The organism is Stenotrophomonas sp. 2YAF26 (genome assembly GCF_052114625.1).
In the GTDB taxonomy this organism is placed as follows: domain Bacteria; phylum Pseudomonadota; class Gammaproteobacteria; order Xanthomonadales; family Xanthomonadaceae; genus Stenotrophomonas; species Stenotrophomonas indicatrix.
In genome coordinates this window covers 1-25,116 of sequence record NZ_JBFRFC010000022.1, presented here as the reverse complement: position 1 = coordinate 25,116, position 25,116 = coordinate 1, and the positions used below count along the sequence as shown (strand labels likewise).

Sequence of the window (25,116 nt, the reverse complement as noted above, 5' to 3'; positions counted from 1 at the left end):
CAATGGATACGACTCCCCCCTTTTCACATTCCGCACTGACACCTGCTGCGGCCCGAGTCGCCGTCGAGCGGCTGCGATCTTGGCTGCCAACCGGTGCGGTAGCACTACGCGGTGACGTCCCTCCGGTGCTGCTGAAGGGGCTTCGCCAGGCAGGCATGACACTGCAGGACGCTGGCCAGGGCGCCGTGGCGGGTGTGCTGGTGCTTGAACAGGGCGATGCGGGGCACGCAGACGAGAGAATTCCGGCGCTGCTGGCCGATCTCGCAGGGCCGGTGTGCCTGGTGATCGTGGGTGATGCTGCCTCCACCTCCAGCCGTGCCGCTTGGGAAGCCGCAGTCATCAAGGCCGAATGGCGCAAGCATCCGCTCAATGAGCGAGTGGCACCTTACGGTGAACTGGATCGGGTCACCGGCCTGCTGATGATCGCCTTCGAGCGCGTGCCTGCTGCTGCCCTGGCAGTCTATCCGCTGAAGGCGCTCGAAGAAGAGCGCGATCTGCACACCGACATGACGCGTGAACCCGGGCGCCGGTCCGACGCGCACATGACACGCTACGCTCAGGCGGCACAGTTCATCCGCCCCGGTGATCGTGTGATCGATGTGGCCTGTGGCCTGGGCTATGGCTCCTACCAGTTGGCGCACAATAGCCGCGCAGCCTCGTTCACCGGTCTCGATGCCAGCACTTACGCGGTCGACTACGCCAAGGCCAACTTCGCACCGGTGTCGCCGACGCCAACCACCTTCGTGGTCGGTGATGCGCAGGATCTGGCCGGCATGGCCGATGGGTCCGCCGATTTTGCGGTGTCAGTGGAAACGCTGGAGCATCTGCCGGAGCCGGACCGCTTGCTGTCCGAGCTGCACCGTGTGCTTTCCGCGCAGGGTCGCGTCTACGCCAGCGTACCCAACGACTGGTCGGACGAAACCGGCGAAGATCCCAATCCGTTCCACTTCCACGTCTATGACTGGCCCCGTTTGGTGGCCCAGTTCCAGCGCAACGGGTTTGTGATCGAGAAGGCGTGGCTGCAGGATGCGGGTGGCGGTCAGAAGCGGCATTTGGCCGCGCGTTCGATGCTGGAGATCGATCCCCGGCACGGGCCTGCTTGCGATGGCGAATGGCTGTTGGTGTTGGCGCGCAAGGTGGACGCAGCCTCGGACATCGTGACAACCGGTCTCACTCAGGTGCAGGCGTTGATTGCTGAAGGCCGCCGCGGCGACGCGCTGAAGCAGTTGCAGGCCCTGCAGGGCACAGCAGATGCGCTGCAGCGGGCGCAGGCGCATGCGCTGTCGGCGGTGCTGGCGGTAGCCGATGGGCATGCGGATGCGGCTCGCGTGCACTGGCAGCACACGCAGGCGGCGGCGCGCGAAGCACTGTCTTCTGCTGGCGACGAAGCAGAAACCGCCGGCCTGTTGAGCCTGGCCAACCACTGCCTGGCCGACGAGTCTCCGGCGCGTCCGGGTGCATTGCAGCGGCTGCGCGACACGCACGGGGTGATCGTGGCGGACCTGCTTGGCGCACCGCCGGTCCTGCCGTCGGACCAGGAGGACCGGGCGGTGGTCTCTGGCCCCGGCGAGGGCGCGGAAAAGATCAATCTGGGATCACGCGACGTGCGTCAGTTGATGGATGCGAAGCAGTGGCTGGATGGCAAGTATCATGAGCATATGCAGCGTATCGAGGAACTCGAGCGCTACACGGCAGAGCTTGAGGCGGCACGCCAATGGTTGGATACGCAGTATCACGCGCTGACCGCTGAAGTCCGGCGACTGACCACCGGTTCCGGATCGAACGGCAACTTCAACGGGTAACGACGGCGATGAGCAATACCTCTCCTGCCACGGCGGCAGCCACGCGGATTGCCCATCTGGCAGAGGATCTTGCCGGGTACTGCCTGCGCGTGGCCGGTCCCGGACGTACCTACCTTTATGGGCAGGAGCTCACCGCGATAGTCGCTCCGCTGCGGGCCGCGGGCTGCGAGGTCGTAGTGGAGGGGGCCGATGAGAGCCACCGCATGGCCGGTGCCACCCTGGGCATCGCCTGGGCAGGTACCGGCGCGGAACGCTCGGCCGCGCTGGGCTGTCAGGTCGACTCGCTGGTGCTGATCGGCGATGAGGGCCGCGCGGCGGAACTGGCCGCTTGGACACTACAGGCCGCCACACTGGGCTGGCAGGTGCACCCCGCAGCCTTCGCCATGATGGGAGCGCCGAGCGGGGTAGTGATTCTGGCGCTTAGCCGGGCCGGCGTAACGGTCACGGGCGGCGGCGTCGAGCCGCAGGCCAGTTACCATGGCCTAGCGGCGGCGCTGGTACGTCCCGGTGATGACGTGATCGCCACGGATGCGGCCGGACATGGCCTCTGGCGCATCGTGCAGCAGCAATCACGCTGCCGTTGGCTGGGCGTAGTAGCGAAATCCCTGTCTGCGCTGCCGCAGGAACCAGGAATGGAGTGGCTTGAGCCATCAGAGTGGCCGCGACACGCGCAGCCGGTCGACACGCTGATCACGCAGTTGCCCGGCGACCCCCTCGGGCTGGAGCCATGGCTGCAGCACGTGCAGGCAGCTCTGGTGCGCAGTGGCCGCATGGTGGTGGCGATCCCGCTTCACGACGGGCGCACGGTGCCCACGGGGGCATTGGTGGCTGCGATGGAGCGGCAGGGTCTGGTGATCGACCGCGCATGGTGGCAGACCTTCAGCCGTCCTGCGGGGCTGCCGCAATTCGCAGAAACTGCGCGCGATGCAGCCGGTCACCTGACGCTGGATCCAGAGGCAAGTCGCACGGCGGATGCTCTCATCCTGATGGCGGTCAAGGTCGGCGGGCCTGGCGTCGTCGGTGACCCCTCGCTGCTGGCGCCGAACATCATCGCGTTCCAGCGTGATTACCTGGATGCCAGTCTGGTCCGCCTGATCGTTTCGATGGGCCTTCGCCTGGAATCCGCCGGGCTGCGCAGGCAGTTGGCCCGCAAGGCGTTGCTGGACTGCCCTGAATCCTCTGCCGACTATGGCGCGGCGCTGTGTGTGCTGCTTTACGACGCCGATGAAATGCGCAATCACCGCCGCAGCGAACTGCTTGCGGCCGCCATGTGCTACATGGACGCACCGGCGGCCAACCCGACCGTGTTGCGTTGGCAGATATCGCTCGGCTTCGCAGCGGCGACGCTTCATCAGGCGGACGGCGAACTGTCGCTGGCTGCCGACTGCTATTCCCGTGTGCTTGGCTTCGATGTGCTGCAGTTCAGCCCGCTGCTGGGAACAAAGACCACCGCTGCGGCGGTGCGCCTGGGCTGGATACGGTTCGGCCAGGGCGACCTGGCGGCTGCCCGCAGCGCGTGGGCACGCGGTCTGGATGAAGCGCGGCGGTTGTCCGCGCAGTCGGCATGGGAGGAAGTTGTTGGCGATGCCGATGCGCCCGAGACCTTTGCATTGCCCGAATTCGCGGCCGTCATGGACGAGGCGGGGTGCCTGGCGTCGGCGCTGCGGCTGACTGCCGAGGTCCCGCTGCGACCAGGCGTAGCCTGGCAGTGGAGCAACCGCTCCTGGCGGGCGCAGTTGCAGGAACTCCGCGGCCAGCTGCAGCACACCCAGCTCTGGCAGGGGCAGTTGCAGGAAGCAAAGGACTGGCTGGACAGCCAGTATCACCTGCTGACGGCAGAACTGGAGCGATGCCAGCAGGGGAGGGACGCACTGGCGTCCCAGAAGCACGCTTTGGACAGCGAACTTGTCGGCGTTCGTGCGGCATTTCACCTGTCCCATCAGCATGCGATGGCCGAGAGCTTGGCATTGCACCAGCAGTTGCGGGATGTCCAGGCCGAGAATGCTGATCTGTTGGACATCCAGGCGCGCCAGCAGATGGCGCATGCGCAACTGGAGGCCTCGGCACGCATGCTGGCCGCGGCGACCGGAGTGGTCATGGGGACTACACCGCAGCCGCGCCTGCCGGCTGAATCACTGGCTGAGGAAATGTTCCGGCTTGCAGATGCGCTGGAGCGCCTCCCGTTGAAGCGCATGGTGCGTACGATGCTGCGGGCGCTGACCTCCTTGCTGGGGCGTAGATGAGCACGATGGTGCCGGCATTGAGCGCTGTAGTCACGTTCCACCGGGAAGGCCTGTTTGCGCATGCGGCGCTGCGCAGCTACCTGCAGTCGCGCGCGCATGCCCGTCAGGCAGGAATGGAAGTGGAGGTGTTGCTTGTGCTGGACAACGCAGATGCGGAAACGGCTGCGATCGTACGCAACCATCCGGATCTGCTTGGCGACGAGGTCATCATCCAGGCATCCGTGGGTGATTCAGCGCTTGCGCGGAACCTTGGTCTCGCGCAAGCGCGCGGCATCCATGCCTGCACGCTGGATGGGGACGATCTGATCAGCCGCGAATACTTCCAGCGGCATCTGGCGCTTGCGGCCCAATTGCCAGAGCACACGATCCTGCATGCCGAGATGGTGGTCAATTTCGGCAGGGACAACTTTGTCAGCTGGCAGCTGGATCAGCGCACCATGCCGTTCTCCGCCGACATGCTGATCTCGGAGAACCCATGGGTCAGTGCGGTCTTCGCCCGCCGCGAGGTGTTCACCGCGGTTCCGTACGTGGCGTGTCATCCGCAGCAGACCGGGTTCGGCTATGAGGACTGGCACTGGAGCTGCCAGACCATCGCAGCGGGGTACGAGCACAGGGTAGTGCCCGGCACGGCCTACTTCTACCGATTGAAGCAGGCTGGCTCGGTCAACGCGACCAGCAGCGCCCTGCAGGCGGTGATGCCACCAAGCGATCTGTTCGGTCGCTGGGAGGAGGCATGATCAGCCGGTTGCTGTCGTTGCTGCGTCGGGTCAGTTTCCGCCAGCTGTCGCGAAATCCGCGTGCGGAGCTCGGACGCATTATGGCGGGTTTTGGCAGCAGGCTGGAGAATACCGGCAACCGCATCAGCCATGTCCGGCGCCAGCTGCCTGCGTGGTTGCACGATGAGATCAATGCGCTTGCCCACATCGAACCGGAGTTACTGGGGAGCACTGGCGATGGTGTCCACTACAGGCACTACGCACTCCCGGTGGTCACCCGTGCAGGTGAGCTCTATCGGCAACTGGTCGATTCAGTCGGCACTGGTCGTGTCAGTCACGTCCTGATGCTGCCGTGGCTGGTGCGCGGAGGGGCTGATCGCGGCGCGTTGTATCACCTGCAGGCGTGGGCCGAGGCGATGCCAGCGGCCAATATCCTGGTTATCGTGACAGAGGACGTCGATTCGCCTTGGCTGGACCGTATCCCGGCTGGTATCAGAATGCTCCCGTTCGGCAGGATCGTCGGCAGTACGGCAATGCCGGGCAGGGTGCAGTTGCTGACACGGTTGCTGGTGCAGATGCAGCCGGGGGTCATCCATGCCATCAACTCGCGCGTTGCCTGGGAGTCGTTCAGGCTGCACGGTCTGGCAATGCGGCAGGTTTCCCGGCTGTTTGCCTCGTTGTTCTGCGATGACCAGAACGACGACGGGGCACCCGTCGGCTACGCGCGTAGCTATCTGCGCAGTTGCTATCATCACCTCAGTGGGGTGTTCTGCGACAACGGTGTTTTCCCGGATCTGTGGGCCCGGGAACTGGGTGTGCCGCGTCGATTGTTCACCGTGCTTCGCTTCCCCTATGACCGCACGATTGTCCACAAGGAGGATGATTTTGCGATCGCCGGGACCGCGCGGATCCTGTGGGCAGGCCGCTTTGATCGGCAGAAACGGCCTGATGTGCTGCTCGCCATAGCCCAGGCTTTGCCGACGATACCTTTCGACGTGCATGGTGTATCCGAGCTTGGCGACGTCCATCCGGCCATCCGGGAACTGCAGACGCTCCAGAACGTGAAGCTGCACGGTGCGTTTACACGCTTCGAAGATATTGTGGAGCCCTCCCACGCGGCCTATCTATTCACCACCTCCTGGGAAGGGTTGCCGACTATTCTGCTGGACGCGGCTGCGCTCGGGCTCCCCATTGTCGCTCCTGCGGTTGGCGGTATCGTGGATCTGATCGATTGCCCAAGCCTGGTGCAAGGATCGGACAATGTGGCGGCTTACGTTGAGCAACTGAAACAGCTTATTGACAGCCCATTGCTCCGTCGCCGCCGGCGCGAGCAGCAATACGCAGCGCTGGCGGTTGGACGCCACTGGAGCGACTTTACCCGGACCCTGTACGAGGTCCCCTGCTATTTTTCCGGGCCATCGATTGCGGTGGCTCACCGTGAACAAGGAAGCACATCGTGATAATTGGACGTGGACTGGTGGCCACGGCCTTCGTGGATGGCTGGCAGAAGGATGAAACGACGGTGATCGTCGCCGCCGGTGTGTCCAATTCGGCCGAAACAGAGCGCGCCGCTTTCGAGCGCGAAGATCGCATGCTCGACGAGGTTCTCGCGCGCAAGGAGCTGGAGCGCGTTGTCTATTTTGGCAGCTGCGCTGTTGGCAATCCGGCGGAGCGACAGACGCCATACCTGCAGCACAAGGCGCGGATGGAGGCGCGTATCCTCTCCGATTCACGTGGGCAGGTATTCCGCCTGCCGCAGGTGGTGGGGGAGGGCGGAAACCCGCACACCCTGACCAATTTCCTGCGTGCCCGCATCGAGTCGGGTGAGTCATTCGACGTATGGGCCCGTGCGGAACGCAATCTGATCGACATCCAGGATGTGGCCGCCCTGGGCACCCATGTGCTGCGCCATCGGGACCAGTTTCCGTCGATGATGTCGTTGGCCGACATCAATTCGACGAACATGCTGACCATCGTGCAGAGCATGGAAAGCGTGCTTGGTCGACAGGGCAATTATCGGATTCTGGACCAGGGTGTGGCATTTCCGATCGAAACCCGCGATTGCCAGCGTGCCGCACTTGCCTGCGGCGTTCCCCTCGGCCCTGGCTATCTACGCGCTCTGCTCGGGAAGTACTATGCGAATGTCGGCAATAGCTGACGTATTCATCCAATATTTCGGCGCGTAAGTATGATCAACGACAAGCTGACCGCCGGAGATGGCCTCGGCGGCAATCCATGAGAATTTGGTGGCGCAGAATGAACTGCAAGAGCAATCGATCCATTGCGGCGTGTCCGTGCCACAGGAGCTGCGGATGAACGGCCCGGCGCTGAGTGCCATCGTTACATTCCACGGAGAGGGAATCCTGGCGCACACCGCGCTGCGCTCCTATGCGCTGTCGCGCAGCATCGCCAGGCAGCAGGGCGTGGAGGTGCAGCTGGTCCTGGTGCTGGACCGCGCAGACGCGCAGACGCGTGCATTCGTGGTCGATCACCCGGATCTGGATGGCAGCGAAACCATCGTTGAGACCCAGGTCGGTGATCTGGCGCTGGCACGAAATGCGGGCGTGTCTGCCAGCCGTGCCGACTATATCTGTACGCTCGATGGCGATGATCTGATCTCGACCCGCTACTTTCTCATGCACCTGAAGGAAGCTGCGCAGCTGGAGGGACGGTTCGTACTGCATCCCGAGATGGTGCTGAGTTTCGGTATGTACAGCGCCTTCAACTGGCAGGTCGACCAGGCCGGGCCCTATTACGATGAGCGTGCCTTGCTCACCGTCAATCCGTGGATCAGCGCAGCGTTCTCGACGCGTGCACTGTACGAGGAAGTACCTTACGTGGCCTGTTATCCACGACAGACCGGATTCGGCTACGAGGACTGGTATTGGAATTCAGAGACCATCGCGCGCGGTGTCGTCCATCGGCTTGCCTGGGGCGCGGCGTATTTCTATCGGCGCAAGTGGCATGGTTCGCTCAATGAAGCCAGCCACGCAATGAAGACCGTCATCCCAAGGACGTCGTTGTTCGCCTTGGGTCGCGAGGGGCAGGACCGTGTTTGAGCGCATGAGCCAAAACCGCTGGGTTCGCAATCGCTATACCCGCCGCGTCGCCCATTGGGTGAGGCGCCTTTACGCGCTGCTGTTCGGTCCCGATGAGACTCCGGAATCCAGTGGCCGTGGCGGGTCTACCCCGACCATGCCCCACTGGCTGCAGGAGGAAATGCTGCTGCTGGCTGCACTCGAGCCGGAGCTGTTGCCTCCCGGGACCGACCTGAACCGGTACGGTTTCTATTCGGTACCGATGGACACCCGCGCCGGCGAGGCCTACGAGGCCGTGTCGGCCTACGTGGGTCCGCAGCCATACACTCACGTGCTGCTGATTCCGTGGTTGAAGCAGGGTGGCGCCGACCGGGGCATCCTCTACCACGTGCGGGCCATTGCCGAGAGCGACCCGGGGGCGCGCATCCTGGTGTTGTCCACCGAGAATGCGGCCTCGCCGTGGGCGTCGCGTCTGCCAGCCCAGGCCACCCACGTTGAGTTCGGCCGCTATACGGCCATGCTGGATTTCAACCAGCAGGTCGCCGTGCTGGTCCGCGTACTGATCCAGCTCCGCACATCGCTGGTGCATCTGGTCAATTCCCGCGTGGGCTGGGAGGTCATCCTGCGCCACGGCCTGGCGCTCTCGCAGCATTCGCGTGTGTACGCCTCGATCTTCTGCGATGACTACGACCACCGCATGAACCCGGTGGGGTACGCGCGCGACTACCTGCGCTACTGTTACCCCTATCTGGCTGGAGTGATCTGCGACAACTCGCGTTATCCAGAGGTATGGTCGCGCGAGCTGGGTGTGCCGGCATCGCTGTTCACTGTCATTCCATTCCCGTATGACGGGCCGCTGCCGGACCCGGCCGCTTCCGCGCTTTCCGCCCCCGACGCCAGCCGCGTCCTGTGGGCGGGAAGGCTGGATCGCCAGAAGCGCCCGGACCTGCTGGCCGCGATCGCCGCGCGAATGCCGGATGTGCATTTCGATGTCTATGGATCCCCGGTGATGAGTGGTGCAGCCGCGCAGGACCTGCAGGGGCTTAAGGCGCTGCGCAATGTCACGCTTCACGGAGAGTTCCAGCGATTGGAAGCGGTGGCTTCCCCAGCGCATTTCGCTTACCTGCACACCACCGCGTGGGAGGGTACGCCTACCATCCTGTTCGACGTGGCGGCAGCGCGTCTGTCCATCTGCGCGCCCGCGGTTGGCGGCATCGTCGATTTCCTTTCGCCCCAGGATCTTGTCGCCGACGCAGGGGATGTTGATGCCTTTGTCCAGCGCCTGCAGCAGTTGCGGCATTCGGCGGAGGCACGCGAGGCTCTGGTGAAGCGCCAGCTCGAGTCGCTCGTCCGCAATCGCCGGTGGTCGAACTTCAGTGGGGATCTTCAGAACCTCGAGGGATATCTCGCGCACGGCAAGACCGTTGCTGCCGGGGCCGTCGTGCACGGCGCATGATGTACAAGGAGATTGCACAGTGAAGGTTCTGGTTACTGGCGGCGCAGGCTTCGTCGGATCGCACACAGTGGTGGAGCTCATCGCCGCGGGTCATGAGGTGCACGTCGTCGAGAGCTTCTGCAACAGCGAACGCTGGATGGTCGAGCGCATCGAGCGCATCAGTGGCCAGGCACTGTCGCTGGATGAATTGGACATCCGTGATCGGTCCGCCCTGCTGGCCAGCGTCCAGGCCTTTCAGCCGGATGCGGTCATTCATTTCGCCGCATTGAAGTCGGTGTCGGAGAGCACCCAGCTGCCGGCCACCTATTACGACGTCAACGTTGGCGGCACCGCGACCCTGCTGGAGGTCATGCAGCAGGTCGGGTGCCGCCATCTGGTGTTCAGTTCCTCTGCCACGGTATACGGCCAGCCCGAAACCTGTCCGGTCGCAGAGACGGCCGTGGTGGGCCCTGGAAATCCATACGGCAGTACCAAGTTGGTGGGCGAGTGGCTGATCCGGGACTGCCTGGCTGCGCCCGGCCAATGGCTGTCAGCGGCTATCCTGCGCTACTTCAACCCGGTGGGGGCCCATCCCAGTGGGCTGATCGGCGAGTTGCCGCGCGGGGTGCCGAACAACCTGGCGCCCTACATCACGCAGACTGCTGCAGGGCAGCGCGACTACATCCGTGTGTTTGGCGACGACTACGCCACTCCCGATGGCACCGGCGTGCGCGACTACATCCACGTGGTGGATCTGGCCAAGGCTCACGTCGCTGCACTTGATGCGTTGGCCGCCAGTGACGTGCGCGAGCTTACCCTCAACCTGGGAACGGGCAGAGGTTACTCGGTTCTGGAGTTGATCGAGGCCTTCTCTGCCGCTGTCGGCCGGCCCATCCCCTATCAGCGCCAAGGACGCCGTGCTGGCGACATAGGTGAGTGCTGGGCAGATCCGAGCCTAGCCAACAAGGTGCTGGGGTGGCGTGCGGAGAAATCGCTGCAGGAGATCTGCGCCGATGCGTGGCGCTGGCAGCAGAGCCTTGGCGGAACGGCCGATTGAGCGTCGGCGGCGGTACCGACCGCGCCGGCAGGATCAGTGCTTGGGCGCGACCCGGAACACCCAGAAGTTCATAACAATGAACACGATGACCGGCACCGCGATGGCGGAAAAGAGGATTCCCAGCCGGTAATCCAGCGACAACTGCGAAATCACCGCCATGCCGCCAGCGGAAAGGCCGATGTTCAGTCCGTGCACCACCAGAAACTTGCCGGATTGGCGCGCCGTCTCACCCTTGGCGCCGAAGGTGAAGTACTTGTGCGCGACGAAATTGGGCGCCAGCAGCAGGAGGTAGGCGACCACCGTGGCCAATACCGGGTGCAGGTTTTCCTTGCTCACCAGCCACCAGGTCAACAGCGAGAACAGCACGGTGCTGATGCCCCCCACTGCGCCGAACCGGATCAGCTTGCCGGCCAGCTGCTTCATATCTGCCGGGTTCACAGCCCGGTGTCCACCGTCGAGTCCACACGTTCGGCGATGGAATACTGAGTGGGCGTGGTGAAGTTGAGCAGAATGCGACCGACGTACTCACCGATGGCCCCCAAGGCCAGCAGCTGCACACCGCCCATGATCAGGATGGCGACAATCAGCGACGACCAACCGACGGCAACGCCGGGGTCCAACAGCTTGTGGATCACGATGATGGCGGCAAACAGGAAGCCCGCCGCCGAGATGGTCATGCCGGTCAGCGATGCCATCCGCAATGGAGCCACAGAGAAGCTGGTCGCCATCTTCAGCCAAAGCGAGATGGACTTCTTCAGGCTGTATCCCGACGTGCCGTCCTCCCGCGCGTGGTGGCCGACCGTGCGGGTGGTGACGCGCGAGGTGGCCGACAGGATCAGGCCGTCCAGGTAGATCGCAGGACCGCGGAACTGGACCACTTCGTTGCGCACGCCACGTTTCATCGCTTTGAACGGAGACAGGTAAAGGCCCTTGGGCTTTTCCAGTAGCCAGGTCGCCACCCGGTCATTGAAGTGGCTGCCGAGGATCTTCCAGGCGGCGTGCTTGCGCCCCAGGAAGCTGCCGTAGCAGACGTCATGGTCGTCATCCAGCGCTTCCACCAGGGTGGGGATGTCCGAGGGCGCATGCTGAAGGTCATCGTCCATGGTGACGATGACCCGGCCACGGCATTCGCGCAGGCCGGCAAAGATGGCCATGTGCTGGCCGACGTTCTTGCGCAGGTTCAGCGCCCGGACCCAGGAATGGGTACGGGCCAGTTCGCTGGCCACCTTCCAGGAGCCGTCCGGACTACGGTCATTGACCAGGATCAGTTCCAGCGAATAACGCCCGCCGATGGCGGCATCGATGGCGGCGACCAGCGCGGGCAGAGTTTTCTCGCTGCGATAAGCCGGGACGACGATTGAAAGGTCGATCAAGTCCGCCGAGTCGTCAATCGCTGGGGGGGTCGCCATGGCCGTCTCAATCTGGAGGAAAATTCACTCAGTCAGGTAGTATATGCCCGAACCTGGCGCCGTGCACGGTTGGGATCTGTGACGCGTGATGCGTGTCCCTGCCCCCCGGTCGCTGGCCAGATCAGGCCACGATGAGAAACGGACGAGGTATCAATTTGAATCGACTTGAACGTTTTTGCGAGATCACCCTCGATCGCCTGGATCGCAGCTACATCTGTTACATCGTCCTGATCCTGCTGGGCATGTACAGCTTGGGCCAGCTTACCGCCCCATTCGTCGCCCACGATGACTTCGATTGGCTTCTGTCCGGATTCGATCAAGGCTTCGAGACGCCCCTGAGCAAGGCGGGTTCGGAAGGGCGGTGGGGCAACGTCATCTGGGCCCAGTTCAGTCACCTCCTCGGTATCAGGGCGGCGTTCGGCCTGTATCTGGTCTCGTTTTCACTCATGTGCGTCCTGATAAGCCGTGTGGTGTCGCCATCGGCTGGCGTTTTCGGCGCCCTGTTGCTTTTTCTTTCGCCGATGACCGCAGAGACCATGCAGTGGCCGGTCACCCAAGTCACTGGTGTTGTTGTCACCGTCTTGGGCTGCTTGGCGATGCTCCGGGTCCAGTCGGATGGCCCGCGGCGGTTGGTCATGGCGATTTCAGTCGTCTCGGGATTTCTTTTCTACCCCTCATTCGGGCCGCTGTTCCTGCTGATGTATGCCACGCGCTGCATGGGCGATAGGCGCAGCGTCGTTCTCGGCGGTTTCGTGTATGTCGCCAGTTTTGCCTGCGCGGTACTGCTGGTATTTACACTGAACTACATCTTCCACGGCACCTTCTCGATCCGGCCTGCTGCGTGGCGTGAGGCCACGCCATTGATGCACGGCGGAACACTGCTGGGAAACATCGAGCGCTATCTCGGCTGGTTTTCCGCCGTGAAAGACATGTGGCCGGCGCTGATTGGCGGAGCACTGGCGTACCTGCTTTGCTTCCGTTTTCGCGTCCGCGCCCCGCAATGCCTCGCGTTGGTGCTGTTCGGCGGCTTGTTGCTGGGCATCGACGCGTCACTTTCGGTCGTGTCCGGCCTTTCCATGCCGTTGCGCTCTACGGTCTGGCTGTGGCTGCTGCTGTGCATTCCTGTGATCTTCCTCGCCCATGAAAGGAAGACCATCGTGATCGGTCTGCTGCTTGCTTTGCCACTGGTGTACACCGGCGTGACTTTATGGGCCGGCACGTACGCCGATACACGCCACGTCTACCCGGCGATGCAGCGTACTGGCGTGGAGATCGCCCGCGCGCAGGCGGAGAATGCGGGACGGGTAGACGATGTCATCCTCTTCGGTGACGTTCACGCCAATAAATTGATGGGGCGGCTTCACAGCAATCGTGCACTCCGAAATTATCTGTACAAGGACTTCTCCCTCTACACCCGGCAGTGCGAAGAGACGTTGTGCGCCAAGGTTCAGGCGGAAATCGAGACGCGCGCCGAGGTCCCGCAATGGCTGATCATCGACCGTCATCTGGTTTGGGTGCTATCTCCGCAGAACTCCAGCACTTACTGATCTGAATCGCTGCAAGAAACCAAGAGGTTTACACGATGAATGCTGCTGCTGCGCACACTATAGGACTGCGGGCGACCTTGCTCCCGGCAACGGGCGGCCGTCGGGTGCTTCTGGCGTGCATCGTTGTCGCCACGCTTACCGTGTTGGCGCGCTTGCCTTTCGTGCTGACACCGGGCATGTCCACGGATTCGTATGCCTATCTGGACGGGTGGCCGACCTTGGCGCAGTTGGCGGGGCAGGGGCGCTTTGGCCAGTTCCTGGTCTTCAGGCTGCTGGAAGCGCTCGCCGTGGATCCTTTGGCATTTGCAACGTTGTTGCAGGGGGTCGGGTTGGCTCTGTTCGCCTTTACGATGCCATTGATGTTCTCCGCCTTTTCCACCGCGCAGCAGAATCGCTTGATTCCGCTGTGCCTGGCCGCCCTGGTGGTCACGCTGCACCCCTTCTCGGCAGAGATACTCACGTTCTCCGAGGCTTCCTTCACTGCGCTGCTGGCCACCTCAATGGGTGTTCTTGCGGTATTTCTGCTGGCCAAGCGGCCGCGATGGTGGTGGCTGGCCGGCATCATGCTGATCGCTGCACTGTCGATGTATCAACTGCTGATCAATTTCGTCGGCCTGATGATCCTGTTTGGATTCCTGCAAACCTATCTGCGTGTTGGGAACGTGCGGCGGCACGTGTGGGCCGAGTACCGGCCGCTGCTCAACACGGTGATGGTGATGGCCGGCGCATTGGTCGTGTATCTGATCGCGCACAAGGCATTGGTGATGTCGCTGGGCATCCAGGAAGTAGGGCGCGCAGGATTTCTGCCGCTGGCCAAGGTGGGCGGGCGGATGCAGGAGGTGGCTGGCTTGGGAGGATTCCTCTGGAACCGGCCGCTATTGGTCACCTACGGCCCGGCGGCCAAGTTTCTGCTGTGGGCGCTGGCGCTAACGGGCTGGATGTTCCTGGTGGTGCGATTGCTGGCGCGGCCGCGCGCCGATGCCGCGCTGCCGATCGTGGCGATGTTGCTGGTGCCGGTAGCCGCGATTGGCGTCGTGGCTGTGGGCGCGGTGTGGTGGCCGGCGCCGCGCATCCTGGGCGGCGTGGTGGCAGCGTGGGCCATGGGGATTTACTGGCTGGCCTGGCTGGCCGATGGCCGGCTCGGGCGCGTGCTGATCTGCTCGGCTGGCGGTGCATTGCTGCTTGCGTTTTCCGCCGTCGGGCATCGTGTGCACAGTGACCAGATCCAAGTGAACGCATTCGATCGGTTGTTGGCGCAGCGTGTCTATACGGAGCTCACCCATGTCGATGGCTTCACTGACCAGACGGCCGTCGTGGTGGTGAATCGCCGCCTGAGTTGGTCACACCCCCTGCCGCTGGCGACGGCGTGGATGGATCTGAACCTGACCGCATTTGCGGACAAACGAGCCATCAAGGGGCTGTTGCAGCTGTCCAATGGTCGCACCTTGAATGTAGTTCCCGCCTTGCCTGCCGATATCAAGGCATGCGAATCCCTCCCCGCTTGGCCAGACATCGGATTTGCGACTGCTCGTTCGTCTGGCGATGTGCTTGTCTGCATCTGACCTCGCCTGTGCGCTGGTAGATTTGAGTTAATCCAGGATACATATGAATACTTTCCAGTCCTTGACGACGGTCAGGACCGCCGATCCGGTCACGCGTTTGGCCCAGGTCTGCATCGCGGTTACCGTCATTACACTGCTTGCCCGTCTCCCCTTCGTCGTCCAGCACGGTCTTTCGATCGATTCGTATTTCTATGTGCGTGGATTCCCCACCATGTCACAGCTGTTCGGCCAAGGCCGTTTTGGCCAGTACATGGTCTTCATGGCCGGTGAGTCCCTGGGCTTCAATGCGCTCACATTTGGCACCCTGCTGCAAGGCGTTGGCCTGCTGTGCTTCGCGGCGAGCGTCCCACTGGTCTTCACTGCGTTTGACCGTGAAGTCCAGGTGTCGCGTGCCGGTCTGGTGTTGACCAGTCTGCTCATCACGCTGCACCCATATTCGGCTGAGATCCTTTCTTTCTCTGAGGCGTCGTTCACTGCACAGCTCGCAACCGCGATGGGCATTGGCGCCACTTTCATGGTGGCGCGTCAACCACGCCGGTGGTGGGTGGGAGCCGTCCTGCTCGTCCTCGCCCTCTCTATGTACCAGCTGCTGCTGAACTACATCGCGCTGATGCTGCTGTTCGGTGCGATCCAATTGATGGTAAAGAGCCGGGAGGCGCGCGTTTTCGAGTGGCGTCGCTATCGTGAGCTGTTCAGCCCGCTGTTGATGACGCTGGTCGGCCTTGCTGCTTACATGGTGGCCTACAAACTGGTCATCGCCGGATTTGGATTGAGCGAAACCAACCGCAGTCAGTTGTTGCCGTTGAGCATGATGGGTTCCCGTTTCGAAGAGCTGGTGAAGCTCTCTGATTTCCTTTGGAAGCGCCCTTACATCGTTGAAGATGCCCCAGTGGCGTCAGTTCTGATGTGGGTGGCTGCCGCGCTGGGCTGGGCTAGCTTTGTGGTATGGGTGATCATCCGGCGTCCACGGCAGTCGCTGGTGTGCCTGCTGCTGGCTGCGCTGATTCCTTTGGCAGGCATCGGCGTGATCGCGGCCGGCAATGCATGGTGGCCCGTGCCGCGTGTGCTGGGGGGCATCGTGGTTATCTGGGGGATGGGAGTCTATTGGCTGTTCTACCTGTTCCGGCAGCGCTGGCAGCAGTGGGCAATTGCGATTCCGGTGGGCCTCTCGATACTGGGCGCCACCGCGATTGGCCACCGCATCCACAGTGACCAGATGTTGCTCAACGGCTACGACAAGGTGCTCGCAGCAGAGATCTACCACTCGCTCAACCAGCATCCGGAATTCAACGACCGCAGCCGTATCGCGATCGTTAACCGCAACATGCGTTGGGCGCACCCTGCGACTCTGCCGACCGCCTACATGGATCTCAACATGACCGCCTTCGCGTTGACCGGCGCGCAGCAGGGCGTTCTGCGGATGACCACGGGCCACGAACTGAACACGGTCGAGCCGACGCCGGAGCACATCGCGGTTTGCGACACCATTCCCACGTGGCCGGCGACGGGATTCACGGCGGTCCTGCCATCGGGTGATGCGGTGGTCTGTCTCTGACACGCAAAAAAAAGCCAGGCGGTCGTAACCGCCTGGCTCGTGCGCATCTTGACTTACAGAGCCGCTTCCAGCTCCGGCAGCAGGGTGAACAGATCCCCCACCAGCCCGATATCGGCGATCTCGAAGATCGGGGAGTCCGGATCCTTGTTGATTGCGACGATGGTGCCGGCGTCCTTGATGCCGGTCAGGTGCTGGATCGCGCCGCTGATGCCCACGGCCACGTACAGCTCCGGCGAGATGATCTTGCCGGTCTGGCCGACCTGCAGGTCACTCGGCACATAGCCGGCGTCCACGGCGGCGCGCGAGGCACCGACCGCGGCACCGAGCTTGTCGGCGAGCTGGAAGATCACCTTGAAGTTCTCTTCCGAGCCCACGCCACGGCCGCCGGAGACGACACGCTTGGCGCTCTGCAGGTCCGGGCGGTCGGTCGCACCGGCCGCCAGGCCGATGAAGCGGGTGTGGGTCGGCAGGGCCGCATCGACGCTGGCCGCTTCCACGCTGGCGCTGCCGCCCTTGGCCGCTTCCGGCCAGGACGCCGCACGCACGGTGGCGACCACGATCTGGTCGGCCGGCACCTCGACGGTGATGATGGCGTTGCCCGCGTAGATCGGGCGCTTGAAGCTGTGGCTGCCTTCCACGGTCATCAGGTCGGAGACCTGGTTGACCCCCAGCAGCGCGGCCACGCACGGCATCAGGTCCTTACCGAACGTGGTCGAGGGGCCGAACACATGGGTGTAGCCGGTGGCCAGCTGCGCGATCTGCGGGGCCAGCACCTGGGCCAGCGCCTGCGCGTTGGCGGCGTTGGTCACGGTCAGCACCTTGGCGACGCCGGCCAGCTGCGCGGCCTCGGCAGCCACGGCGGCCGGATCGGCGGCCAGCACCAGCACGTCGATGCTGGCGCCGCTGATCGCGGCGGCCGCGCTGACGGTCTTGGCGGTGGCGGCGTTGAGCTTGCCGTCGTGGTGTTCAGCGACAACGAGGATCTTGGTCATTACAGCAACCCCTTCTGCTTGAGTGCGGCGACCAGTTCGGCCGCGTCCTTGACCATCACGCCCTTGCTGCGCTTGACCGGCGCGGCGTACTGGGTGGTCTTGAAGGTATCCGCGGCGTCCACGCCGAGGTCGGCCAGCTGCAGGGTCTCCAGCGGCTTGGCCTTGGCCTTCATGATGTCCGGCAGCTTGATGAAACGCGGCTCGTTCAGGCGCAGGTCGGTGGTGACCACGGCCGGCAGATCCACTTCCAGCGTTTCCAGGCCGGCATCGACTTCACGGGTGACCGTGGCCTTGCCGTCGGCAATGTCCAGCTTGCTGGCGAAGGTCGCCTGCGGGCGGCCCCACAGCGTGGCCAGCATCTGGCCGGTCTGGTTGGCGTCGTCGTCGATGGCCTGCTTGCCCAAGATGACCAGGTCCGGCTGTTCCTTCTCGATCAGTTTGAGCAGGGTGCGCGCAGCGGTCAGCGGCTGGATGGCCTGGTCGGTCACCACATGGATGGCGCGGTTGGCGCCCATGGCCAGGCCGTTGCGCAGGTGCGCCTGGGCATCAGCCGGTGCGATCGTGGCGACCACGACCTCGGTGGCGATGCCCTTGTCACGCAGGCGCAGCGCTTCTTCGAGGGCGATTTCATCGAACGGGTTGGGAGACAGCTTGACGCCGTCTGTGACGACGCCGGAGCCGTCCGGCTTGACCTGAATGCGGACGTTGTAGTCCACCACGCGCTTGTACGCGACGAGGATTTTCATCTGGTGCTAGATCCTTGTAGTACCGGCCGCGGGCCGGCTCGCAGTAAGGGGAACGCCCGGTCCTGGAAACAGCAACCGGTTCGGGGGGACCCAGATTCTAACTGGCCCGGGGTAACCATGCGAATGCGTATGGATTGCGGACGCGAGTCACCTCCCGCCAACCGAACGGCACACTGTCACGTTGGTGCCGACCCTTGTATAAACGTCTCCACCAAAGGTGCCATAAGAAATGGAAGGATTGACTTCAATGGTCGCGACTTTCATGAACATCCCCGTTGACTCCACGATCTCTTCAATTTCCTTGGCGCCCGGCCACTCTGTGCGGGTCGTGGTCATGATGACCTCCGGCGGACACGCAACAAGAGCCTCCAGCAACCGGTCACGATCCATGTGCATGTCGATCAGCGCCAAGGTCAGGTCGCTGAGCTGCGCCGAAGGGGGCACCTTGCCTGAGAGCGGGAACAGGGGAAACATGAAACCGCTGACACTGAGAGTAGTGCCGTTCGGGGAGGCTTGCCGGATGGCATCAGCGGCAATCATGTAGTTGGAGGAGCCGTGCGCGTCCGTCGGCCAGCCGTGCCTGGCGGTCATGTAGGCGTTGGACGCCGCACGAGGCAGGTCTTGGAGTTGTTTGACCCACTGTGGACCTGTCATAACAAGCGCTGCTACCGCTACCAAGGTCGCTGCCGGCAATGCGATTTTTGGACGAATCGAGACCTGCCATGCAAATGCGCAAAGCCCGGCCAAGCCAGGAAGCGAGGACGCAAAATGATACGGAAACCCTATTTTCATGATTGGTTCGATAAGTGGTACCCCTGCCACCGCTATCCAAAACAAACCCCGGCCCCAGATATCTCGATGGCCGCGTCGTGTGGAAGAGGCGATGATCGCGATCACCCCGGCACCCGAAAGCGCCAAAGGCAATGCTGACGCTTTCGCCCAACTGGTCGCGGCATTCACGAACAACTCGAATCGCTGGTCCTCAAAGGCGCTGAACATGGTGCCGGCATCCCGATATGCGGCAATGAGAGCGTTAACATCTCCACGGAGCACGAGGAGGGGAATGCAGACGAGAAGAGCGGTGAGGACGCCGCCGACGCAGACCAGCATGGCGTTCCGTCCACCATGGCGAATCCAGGTGGCTGCCACGGCCAGTACCGCAAACGCGGCGAAAGGTTCGCGAATGAGGACGCCCAACGCAACCAGGCTGCCGATGGCGACAAAACGACGGCGGCTGGGTGATCGCTCCGTCTGGGACAACACGACTGCCAGAAACAGCGGAATGTAGGAAAGAAATATGCTGTTCTTGAATCCGTTCTGCACGAATCCAAGCGCGTTCATTGCCAGCAGGAACGTCAGTGACAGGATCGCGGCGAAGGCGGTGTCACGTGATTCTCTCCGCAGCATCACGAAGAACAGCAGGCCGGCCGCCATTGCCACCAGAAGATCTATCATTCTGAGCAGGACGAAGGGATTTTCGGGAAGCTCGAATACCCATGCGGTCATGAGTGGGTAGAGCATCAGATAGCCGTCGGCAGGTAGGCCGTGGCCGCCTGCCCATGCACTGGCAATCCGCATGCCGAAATAGGCGTAATACCCCTCGTCGGTGGTCGGCAACTCCGACAGGCCGGCAAGTCGTGGAACGAGTACCCCCGCCGCGCTCACCAGCAAGCCGATGAGCAGGGTCCTCCAAACAGTGGTGCGATGCGGGGGCGTGTGGGTGAACGGGGCCAAACCATCTCTCCTGACGGGAAAATCGATCTGCGACCGCAACCGACAGGACGCATAAGCAAACAAGCATAGCAACGGAGGCGTGCCGCCACCGCTGCTGCATGCCCCGCGGATGGGATATCAGACGGGGCTGGACGTTGCTCGGAGTAAGACAATACGGATGCGTATGGTTTCGTGACCATGCCGCATCCCAATCCATAAGGATGGACCTTGTTCACGCTGCACGGGCAGTCGTGAAGACGACCGCCATGTATCCTGTTGCGCTGAGCCGGGGCGCCAGCAGGCCCCCTGCACGCACATCGAACAGGAGAATGGGTAGTGCCCACATGGCTTGTCACCGGCGGAGCCGGATTTATTGGCGGTAACTTTGTCCTCGAAGCGGTCGCCAAAGGCGTGCGTGTCATCAACCTGGATGCGCTGACCTACGCGGGCAACCTGAAAACGCTGGCCTCGCTGGACGGCAATCCGGACCATGTCTTCGTCGAAGGTGACATCGGCGACCAGGCGCTCGTCGCCCGCCTGCTGGCCGAACACCGCCCGGACGCCGTGCTGAACTTCGCCGCCGAAAGCCACGTGGACCGTTCCATCGACGGCCCGGGCGCGTTCATCCAGACCAACGTGGTGGGCACCCTGGCGCTGCTGGAAGCCGTACGCGATTACTGGAAGGCGCTGCCGGACGACAAGGGCCAGGCGTTCCGCTTCCTGCACGTCTCCACCGATGAGGTGTACGGCACCCTCGGCGAGACCGGCAAGTTCAGCGAGACCACCGCGTACGCGCCCAACTCGCCGTACTCGGCGTCCAAGGCGGCCTCGGACCATCTGGTGCGCGCGTTCCACCACACCTACGGGTTGCCGGTGCTGACCACCAATTGCTCCAACAACTACGGCCCGTATCACTTCCCCGAGAAGCTGATCCCGCTGGTGATCGCCAAGGCCCTGGCCGGCGAACCGCTGCCGGTTTATGGCGACGGCAAGCAGGTGCGCGACTGGCTGTTCGTGAGCGACCACTGCGAAGCGATCCGCACCGTGCTGGCCAAGGGCCAGGTCGGCGAGACGTACAACGTGGGCGGCAATTCGGAGAAGCAGAACATCGAGGTGGTGCAGGCGATCTGCGCCCTGCTCGATGCGCGTCGCCCGCGTGAGGATGGCCAGCCGCGCGCCAGCCAGATCACCTACGTGACCGATCGCCCGGGCCATGACCGTCGCTACGCGATCGATGCCTCCAAGCTGAAGGATCAGCTCGGCTGGGAGCCGAAGTACACCTTCGAACAGGGCATCGGCTTCACCGTGGACTGGTACCTGGACAACCAGGACTGGGTCAACGGCGTGCTCGACGGCAGCTACCGCCTGCAGCGCATCGGCACCACCGCCTGAGCGCGGTGATCACCAGACAGAGGACAACCGCATGACTCAACGCAAGGGCATCATCCTCGCAGGTGGCTCGGGTACCCGCCTGTATCCGATCACCAAGGGCGTCAGCAAACAACTGCTGCCCGTGTACGACAAGCCGATGATCTATTACCCGCTCAGCGTGTTGATGCTGGCCGGCATCCGCGACGTGCTGATCATCAACACGCCGCACGAGCAGGCGCTTTTCCAGAGCCTGCTGGGCGACGGCTCGCAGTGGGGCATGAACATCGAGTACGCCGTGCAGCCGAGTCCGGACGGGCTGGCGCAGGCCTATTTGATCGGCAAGGACTTCATCGGCGGCAAGCCGAGCTGCCTGGTGCTGGGCGACAACATCTTCCACGGCCACGGCCTGCGCGAAGTGCTGCGCAACGCCGACCAGCGCGACACCGGCGCGACCGTCTTCGGCTACTGGGTCAATGATCCGGAGCGCTACGGCGTGGCCGAGTTCGACAAGGCTGGCAAGGTCATCGACCTGGTCGAGAAGCCCGAGAAGCCGCGTTCGAACTATGCCGTCACCGGCCTGTACTTCTACGATGGCAACGCCAGCGATTACGCAGCGGAGCTGAAGCCGTCGCCGCGCGGCGAGCTGGAGATCACCGATCTCAACCAGCGTTACCTGCGCGAGGGCAACCTGCATCTGGAAGCGCTGGGCCGTGGCTATGCGTGGCTGGATACAGGCACGCACCAGTCGCTGCTGGAAGCCTCCAACTTCATCGAGACCATCCAGACCCGCCAGGGCCTGCAGGTCTGCTGCCCGGAAGAAATCGCCTTCGGCCAGGGCTGGATCACCGCCGAACAACTGGAGGCGTTGGCGGCGCCGTTGATCAAGAACGGCTACGGCCAGTACCTGCATTCGCTGGCATTGCGGGGCGTGGTGCCGTGAAGCTGATCGAGACCGCGCTCTCCGGCTGCAAGGTGATCGAGCCGGCCGTCTTTGGCGACGATCGCGGTTTCTTCTTCGAAACCTGGAATGCGGATCGTTTTGCCGAGCATGGCCTGCCGGGCGCATTCGTGCAGAGCAATGTGTCCGCCTCTGCCAAGGGCGTGCTGAGGGGCCTGCATTACCAGTGGCCGCGGCCGCAGGGCAAGCTGGTCACGGTGCTGGAAGGCGAGGTCTACGACGTTGCCGTCGATATCCGTCGCGGTTCGCCGACCTTCGGACGCTGGGAAGCGGTCGTGTTGAGCGCGGAGAACAAGCGGCAGTTCTGGATCCCGGAGGGCTTCGCGCATGGCTTCGCAGTGCTGTCCGAACGTGCACTGTTCAGCTACCTGTGCACGGACGTCTACGTGAAGGAGAGCGACGCAGGCATTCGCTGGAACGATGCCGACATCGCCGTGGACTGGCCGATCAGCGCCCCGACGCTCTCGGCCAAGGATGAGGCTGCGCCGTTCATGAAAGACATTGCCGAGGGCCGCCTGCCGGTCTACCAGCCGTGACGATCCTGCTTCTCGGTGCCAACGGTCAGCTGGGTCAGGAACTGCGACGTGCGCTGGCCCCGCTGGGCAGCATGGTGGCGACTACCCGCAGCGGTGCGCTGCCCGGTGGCACCGCGTGCGAAGTGGCCGACTTCGATCAGCCTGCTTCGCTGGCGGCACTGCTGGACCGTGTGCAGCCGACGGTGGTGGTCAATGCGGCCGCGTATACCGCGGTCGACCGCGCCGAGGACGACCGCGATGCCGCCTTCCGTGCGAATGCGGAGGCACCGGACGTGCTGGCACGCTGGTGCGCGCAGGCCGGCGTCCCGCTGGTGCATTACTCCACTGACTATGTCTTCGACGGGCAGGGCGCGCGCCCCTACCGGGAAGACGATGCGACCGCCCCGCTGGGCGTGTACGGCGCCAGCAAGCTGGCCGGTGAGGAGGCCATCCGCGCGGCCGGTGGACGCCACCTGATCTTCCGCACCGCGTGGGTATATGCCTCGCACAGCACCAACTTCCTGCGCACGATGTTGCGGGTTGGGGCGGACCGCGACGTGCTGCGTGTGGTCGCCGACCAGGTCGGTACGCCGACGCCGGCAGCGTTGATTGCCGATGTGACCGCACAAGCGCTGCAGCACGACGGCACACTGTCGGGCACGTGGCATCTGACCGCGAAGGGCGAGACCAGCTGGCACGGCTTTGCCGAAGCGATCTTTGCGGAAGCGGTAGCAACAGGCGTGCTGTCGCAGGGGCCGAAAGTCGAGGCGATCACCACTGCCGAGTACCCGACGCCGGCCAAGCGTCCAGCATGGTCGGTACTGGACAACAGCAGGTTGCAGCAGGATTTCGGCATCGCGCTGCCGAGGTGGCAGGATGGGTTGAAGCGGGTCATGCAAGAGATTGCGCCAGCGCTTCATTGAGATCCAGCTGCTGGACTGACCAGATCCAACGGCTGCATATGCCCTGCTGGGGCCTTTCCGGACACTTTCATTAAGCGGACAGGAGGGGGCTGGCGGACACGCAGGCTAGAATGCGGCGACCGTCTTCAAGGAAATGCGTGACATGTGTGGGTGTCACCGAGGCGAACGCGCATCCGCACATCAGCCATGGCGTGGCGCTGGTGCACAACGGCATCATCGAGAACCATGAAGAACAGCGCGAGAAGCTGCGCGCGCTGGGCTATACCTTCGAGTCGCAGACCGACACCGAAGTGATCGCCCATCTGATTCATCACCATCTCAAGAATGGCGATGACCTGCTGGTCGCGTTGCAGCACACGGTCAAGGAACTGACCGGTGCCTATGCGCTGGCTGTGATCAGCCGTGCCGAGCCGGAACGTTTCGTCTGCGCCCGCATGGGCTGCCCGCTGCTGGTGGGTCTGGGCGAGGGCGAGAACTTCGTGGCGTCCGATGTGTCGGCCGTGCTGTCGGCCACGCGCAAGGTGATCTTCCTGGAAGAGGGCGACACCGCCGAGATCCGCCGGGATGGCGTGAGCATCTTCGATGGCAACGATCAGCCGATCGAGCGCGATGTGCATCTCTCCGATGTCTCGCTGGCCTCCCTGGAGCTGGGCCCGTACCGCCACTTCATGCAGAAGGAGATCCACGAGCAGCCGCGTGCGCTGGGCGACACCATCGAAGCGGCGATCGACGCTGGTGGCTTCCCGGCCGAACTGTTCGGCAAGAATGCCGAAGCGGTGCTGTCGGGAATCGAGGGCGTGCAGATCCTGGCCTGTGGTACCAGTTACTACTCGGGCCTGACCGCGCGCTACTGGATCGAGGCCATCGCCGGCCTGCCGTGCAGCGTGGAGATCGCCAGCGAATACCGCTATCGCGCCGCGTATGCCAATCCCAAGCACCTGATCGTGACCATCTCCCAGTCCGGCGAAACGCTGGACACGATGGAAGCGCTGAAGTACGCCAAATCGCTGGGACACACGCACACGCTGTCGATCTGCAACGTGCCGGAAAGCGCGATTCCGCGCGCCAGCGAACTGGTCTGCTACACCCGTGCCGGCGCCGAGATCGGCGTGGCCTCGACCAAGGCGTTCACCACCCAGCTGGCCGCGCTGTTCCAGCTGACCGTGGTGCTGGGCAAGCTGCATGGCCGCGTTGATGCCGCACAGGAAGCGGACTACCTGGAGCAGCTGCGTTTCCTGCCGGGCAGCGTGCAGCATGCGTTGAACATGGAACCGCAGATCGCCGCATGGGCCGAGCGCTTCGCACGCAAGAGCAGTGCGCTGTTCCTCGGCCGTGGCCTGCACTATCCGATCGCCCTGGAAGGCGCGCTCAAGCTGAAGGAAATCTCGTACATCCACGCCGAGGCCTACCCGGCCGGCGAGCTCAAGCACGGGCCGCTGGCGCTGGTGGACGAGGACATGCCGGTGGTGGTGATCGCACCCAACGACAGCCTGCTGGAGAAGGTCAAATCCAACATGCAGGAAGTGCGCGCGCG

20 protein-coding genes and 1 pseudogene are annotated in these 25,116 nt (G+C 63.4%); 16 read left to right on the top strand and 5 right to left on the bottom strand.

Annotation, left to right across the window (positions count from 1 at the left end; all coding sequences use genetic code 11):
- Positions 1-2 precede the first annotated feature (2 nt).
- The 8 genes from AB4Y98_RS18440 to galE all read left to right on the top strand — a co-directional run bounded on the left by AB4Y98_RS18440 (position 3) and on the right by galE (position 10,291).
- Positions 3-1,802 (top strand): class I SAM-dependent methyltransferase, encoded by a 1,800-nt coding sequence (locus tag AB4Y98_RS18440; protein ID WP_442244887.1) that lies wholly within the window; start codon positions 3-5, stop codon positions 1,800-1,802.
- A gap of 8 nt (positions 1,803-1,810) precedes the next feature.
- A complete protein-coding gene (locus tag AB4Y98_RS18435; protein ID WP_442244886.1) occupies positions 1,811-4,045 on the top strand; it encodes a hypothetical protein in 2,235 nt (744 codons plus the stop codon).
- Between the two features lie 5 nt (positions 4,046-4,050).
- On the top strand, positions 4,051-4,782 hold the full coding sequence (locus AB4Y98_RS18430; protein WP_442244885.1) for a glycosyltransferase family 2 protein: 732 nt from the start codon (positions 4,051-4,053) through the stop codon (positions 4,780-4,782).
- Positions 4,779-6,221, top strand: a complete 1,443-nt coding sequence (locus AB4Y98_RS18425; protein ID WP_442244884.1) for a glycosyltransferase — start codon at positions 4,779-4,781, stop codon at positions 6,219-6,221. Before AB4Y98_RS18430 ends, AB4Y98_RS18425 begins: the two co-directional genes overlap by 4 nt.
- On the top strand, positions 6,218-6,919 hold the full coding sequence (locus tag AB4Y98_RS18420; RefSeq protein ID WP_442244883.1) for an NAD-dependent epimerase/dehydratase family protein: 702 nt from the start codon (positions 6,218-6,220) through the stop codon (positions 6,917-6,919). The genes AB4Y98_RS18425 and AB4Y98_RS18420 overlap by 4 nt, the downstream gene beginning before the upstream one ends.
- 88 nt (positions 6,920-7,007) lie before the next feature.
- On the top strand, positions 7,008-7,820 hold the full coding sequence (locus tag AB4Y98_RS18415; RefSeq protein WP_442244882.1) for a glycosyltransferase family A protein: 813 nt from the start codon (positions 7,008-7,010) through the stop codon (positions 7,818-7,820).
- On the top strand, positions 7,813-9,255 hold the full coding sequence (locus tag AB4Y98_RS18410; RefSeq protein ID WP_442244881.1) for a glycosyltransferase: 1,443 nt from the start codon (positions 7,813-7,815) through the stop codon (positions 9,253-9,255). The genes AB4Y98_RS18415 and AB4Y98_RS18410 overlap by 8 nt, the downstream gene beginning before the upstream one ends.
- 19 nt (positions 9,256-9,274) lie before the next feature.
- On the top strand, positions 9,275-10,291 hold the full coding sequence (gene galE, locus AB4Y98_RS18405) for a UDP-glucose 4-epimerase GalE (protein ID WP_442244880.1): 1,017 nt from the start codon (positions 9,275-9,277) through the stop codon (positions 10,289-10,291).
- 33 nt (positions 10,292-10,324) lie between these two features.
- On the opposite strand, the gene AB4Y98_RS18400 is transcribed toward galE, so the two are convergent.
- Together AB4Y98_RS18400 and AB4Y98_RS18395 are read right to left on the bottom strand one after the other, a co-directional pair.
- Complete coding sequence (locus tag AB4Y98_RS18400; protein WP_442244879.1) at positions 10,325-10,729, bottom strand: GtrA family protein; 405 nt, start codon at positions 10,727-10,729, stop codon at positions 10,325-10,327.
- Positions 10,726-11,700, bottom strand: coding sequence for a glycosyltransferase family 2 protein (locus AB4Y98_RS18395; protein WP_442244878.1), 975 nt, complete (start codon positions 11,698-11,700; stop codon positions 10,726-10,728). Before AB4Y98_RS18395 ends, AB4Y98_RS18400 begins: the two co-directional genes overlap by 4 nt.
- Before the next feature lie 155 nt (positions 11,701-11,855).
- Here AB4Y98_RS18395 and AB4Y98_RS18390 point away from each other — a divergent pair, with 155 nt between their 5' ends.
- The 3 genes from AB4Y98_RS18390 to AB4Y98_RS18380 are packed head-to-tail and all read left to right on the top strand — an operon-like array spanning position 11,856 to position 16,364.
- Entirely contained in the window at positions 11,856-13,247 is a 1,392-nt protein-coding gene (locus tag AB4Y98_RS18390; protein ID WP_442244877.1) for a hypothetical protein, read from the top strand.
- Positions 13,248-13,282: 35 nt separating this feature from the next.
- Positions 13,283-14,809, top strand: coding sequence for a glucosyltransferase domain-containing protein (locus tag AB4Y98_RS18385; RefSeq protein WP_442244876.1), 1,527 nt, complete (start codon positions 13,283-13,285; stop codon positions 14,807-14,809).
- A gap of 43 nt (positions 14,810-14,852) precedes the next feature.
- A complete protein-coding gene (locus AB4Y98_RS18380; RefSeq protein WP_442244875.1) occupies positions 14,853-16,364 on the top strand; it encodes a glucosyltransferase domain-containing protein in 1,512 nt (503 codons plus the stop codon).
- A gap of 53 nt (positions 16,365-16,417) precedes the next feature.
- On the opposite strand, the gene AB4Y98_RS18375 is transcribed toward AB4Y98_RS18380, so the two are convergent.
- The 3 genes from AB4Y98_RS18375 to AB4Y98_RS18365 all read right to left on the bottom strand — a co-directional run bounded on the left by AB4Y98_RS18375 (position 16,418) and on the right by AB4Y98_RS18365 (position 19,836).
- Entirely contained in the window at positions 16,418-17,356 is a 939-nt protein-coding gene (locus AB4Y98_RS18375; protein WP_176990682.1) for an electron transfer flavoprotein subunit alpha/FixB family protein, read from the bottom strand.
- The gene (locus tag AB4Y98_RS18370; RefSeq protein ID WP_369349204.1) at positions 17,356-18,102 is read right to left on the bottom strand and encodes an electron transfer flavoprotein subunit beta/FixA family protein; all 747 of its coding nucleotides are present in this window, start codon (positions 18,100-18,102) and stop codon (positions 17,356-17,358) included. Before AB4Y98_RS18370 ends, AB4Y98_RS18375 begins: the two co-directional genes overlap by 1 nt.
- Before the next feature lie 147 nt (positions 18,103-18,249).
- On the bottom strand, positions 18,250-19,836 hold the full coding sequence (locus AB4Y98_RS18365) for a hypothetical protein (protein WP_442244874.1): 1,587 nt from the start codon (positions 19,834-19,836) through the stop codon (positions 18,250-18,252).
- 315 nt (positions 19,837-20,151) lie between these two features.
- Here AB4Y98_RS18365 and rfbB point away from each other — a divergent pair, with 315 nt between their 5' ends.
- The 5 genes and pseudogenes from rfbB to glmS form a co-directional block, all read left to right on the top strand.
- A complete protein-coding gene (gene rfbB, locus AB4Y98_RS18360; protein ID WP_442244873.1) occupies positions 20,152-21,207 on the top strand; it encodes a dTDP-glucose 4,6-dehydratase in 1,056 nt (351 codons plus the stop codon).
- Positions 21,208-21,238: 31 nt separating this feature from the next.
- Positions 21,239-22,126, top strand: a complete 888-nt coding sequence (gene rfbA / locus AB4Y98_RS18355; RefSeq protein ID WP_442244872.1) for a glucose-1-phosphate thymidylyltransferase RfbA — start codon at positions 21,239-21,241, stop codon at positions 22,124-22,126.
- Positions 22,123-22,680, top strand: coding sequence for a dTDP-4-dehydrorhamnose 3,5-epimerase (rfbC, locus tag AB4Y98_RS18350; protein ID WP_442244871.1), 558 nt, complete (start codon positions 22,123-22,125; stop codon positions 22,678-22,680). The genes rfbA and rfbC overlap by 4 nt, the downstream gene beginning before the upstream one ends.
- Complete coding sequence (rfbD, locus tag AB4Y98_RS18345) at positions 22,677-23,582, top strand: dTDP-4-dehydrorhamnose reductase (protein WP_442244870.1); 906 nt, start codon at positions 22,677-22,679, stop codon at positions 23,580-23,582. Before rfbC ends, rfbD begins: the two co-directional genes overlap by 4 nt.
- 149 nt (positions 23,583-23,731) lie before the next feature.
- Positions 23,732-25,116, top strand: a pseudogene (glmS, locus tag AB4Y98_RS18340) (glutamine--fructose-6-phosphate transaminase (isomerizing)); the annotation flags it as partial.